The organism is Sulfurovum sp. (assembly GCF_036568385.1).
Lineage (GTDB): Bacteria > Campylobacterota > Campylobacteria > Campylobacterales > Sulfurovaceae > Sulfurovum.
In genome coordinates, this window is sequence record NZ_DATCSP010000017.1 from 1 (window position 1) to 2,526 (window position 2,526).

The 2,526-nt window shown below is 47.0% G+C and carries 2 protein-coding genes and 1 pseudogene; all 3 read right to left on the reverse strand.

Annotation, left to right across the window (positions count from 1 at the left end):
- Positions 1–1,360 (reverse strand): polysaccharide biosynthesis protein (locus VIM88_RS02025; protein ID WP_331861216.1); only part of this gene is annotated, 1,360 nt, incomplete at its 3' end.
- Positions 1,357–2,304, reverse strand: coding sequence for a glycosyltransferase family 4 protein (locus tag VIM88_RS02030; protein ID WP_331861217.1), 948 nt, complete (start codon positions 2,302–2,304; stop codon positions 1,357–1,359). The genes VIM88_RS02025 and VIM88_RS02030, both read right to left, overlap by 4 nt.
- Positions 2,305–2,526: pseudogene (locus VIM88_RS02035) on the reverse strand (peptide-binding protein); the annotation flags it as partial. It lies immediately after the preceding gene.

Consider the following 2,526-nt stretch of genomic DNA (forward strand, 5'->3'; position numbering starts at 1 on the left):
CAGGATGGGTGACCGTCACAGGCCCGCCTGCCTCTATCTGCTGTTTGAACTTGGGGATGACCGAACCGCTGGAGCCCAATACGTTCCCGAAGCGCACCGCCACGATCTCCGTGCTTTTGGCCTCTACATTGTTCGCATAGAGTTCCGTCACCCGCTTGGTAGCACCCATTACGTTGGTCGGGCGTACCGCCTTATCGGTAGAGATCACGACAACTTTTTCCACACCCTTGTCTATACTGACATCTATGACGTTTTTGCTCCCCAGCACATTGTTGAACACGGCCATTTCGGGGTTATCTTCACAGATAGGGACATGCTTGTAGGCTGCCGCGTGTATCACGATCTGCGGTTTGGCTTCATCAAACACAGCCTCCAGGCTCTCTTTGTCGGTGATACTCAGCAGCTTCAGGTCAGCATTTGTGATCTGTTCCCCTATCTGATAGAGGTTGAACTCACTGTGGTCTACCAGTGTCAAAGCTCCCGCACCGAACTTCTGACACTGTCTGGAGATCTCGGATCCAATGCTTCCCCCTGCTCCGGTAATGAGAATGGACTTGCCTTTCACAAAAGAGGAGATCGTTTCCAGGTCAAGGTCCTTGGGGTGCCGCGCGAGAAGATCTTCAACCGTGACCTGCTTCAGTTTTTTTTCTTTTTGTTCCAGTGTCACCACTTTGATATCATAGATATTCAATGCATTCACTCTTGCATACAGCGATTGCAATACATCCTGTTCGAACGGCTTCGCTATGATGACCGCCTCGATGCCCTCTCGCTCTATCAGCATCTCGATCGCATCAAATCCATGCACCTTGATATTGGAAAAATAGCTCTGAATGACCATTTCAGAGTCATCCACTACCGCAGAGATATAAAAATCTTCCTGCTGCTTCAGCAGGGTTTGCGCGAAAGGGGAAACACCGATCAGCAGCGTTTTCTTCAGGTTGACATTCCTTCCGCCTTCCAAGAACAACCTCTTTGCAATGCGGAGTGTGCCGATCGCAAGCATCGATAGGAAAAGGTCTATGATCAGGACGGACCGAGGCAAAGGGGAAAAAGATTCCGGGAAAAGATAGAAGATCAGGACAAAGGTCCCATAGGCAGCAACATGTGCATAAAAAAGTTTTTTTACTTCATGCAGAGAGACAAACCGCCAGGAGACATGATACAGTTTGAAGTAGGCAATGGCCGAGATCTTCAGGATCAAAAGTATTACAAATACGAGCCAAAAACTATGTAAGTACCGGCTCTCTATCTCAAAGCTGAACCGAAGGTTATAGGCCAGATACAGTGTTCCCAGTGATAAAAGGATATCCGACAGTAAAAAAAACACTACTCGCTTGAATGGGGTAGCCACGATCATACAAAAGCCTTTCTAGAATCAATGAACCTTGCTATTCCCACAAGCGAGAGGATGCTCAGCACAAACACGATCCATCCACTTTCTACATAATAAAGCAACCCCAGGAACAGAAGATTGTATAGGAGTGCGGTCCATACTACTTTATCATGCGCCCAACCGCTCTGTACCAACCTTTGATAGCCATGCTTTTTATGCGCCTGGCTGATACGCTCCCCATTCAAGTATCTTCTTACCAGGGTAAGCGTCGCATCAAACCAGAACAGCGAAAGCAGCACAAGCCAGACATAGATGCTCCCATTTCCCGTATCAGAAAAGACAAATACGGCAAAGACAAATCCCAGGGTGGTACTGCCTATGTCTCCCATAAAGATAGAGGCCTGATGCCAGTTGAAGAGCAGAAACCCTAAAGCTGCCGCAACGATCACCAGCCCTAGTGGATTCTGAAATAAAAGAAACAGTCCCAGTCCGACTGTCACCGCTTCACTCCCCGCATATCCGTCTATGCCATCCAAAAAATTATACAGGTTGGTCAGCCAGACGATGGCAAAAAAAGCGATCATGTTCACCCACCAGCCCTGAAGTTCAAACAGTATAAATTCGATGGAGGTGACACCGCCTAAAAAATAGAGTGCCATACCGGCTGAAACGCTCTGGACCAAAAAGCGTATCTTCGAAGAAAGGGTAAATATATCATCCAGCAGTCCGATCAACGCGACAGGAAGCCCACAGAGCAAGGCATAGAACAGTTCAGCATCGATATTCTCTCGAAAATAGAACAGCCCCATATAAAAAACCATGATAATGGCTGCACCACCCCCTCTTGGCGTAGGCACGGTGTGGGAGCTTCTTTCGTTGGGTATATCCATCACCGATCTTTTCAACGCATAGGCTTTGATCATATAGGTCAATACGATAGAGACAACAAACAGTACAATATAGATCATCTATTTCTTGAGTCTGTAAATTTTACTGTAGGGTGAGGAAACCACCAGTTCAAAGAGATTCTGGTCATATTTCTCAAGCATGAACATCTGGACATACATAGAGTTAAAGGTCTCGGCATCCATCACCACAAATTGTCCATAACTCTGCATATAGACGATGGCGAACTCTCCATCCGCATGGTAGAGCTGTGACTGCAGTTGGACCTTACCTTCCTTTGTATT

Coding starts and splice junctions, on each gene's coding strand:
- VIM88_RS02030 (WP_331861217.1), bottom strand. CDS start 2,304: ATGATCTATATTGTACTGTTTGTTGTCTCTATCGTATTGACCTATATG.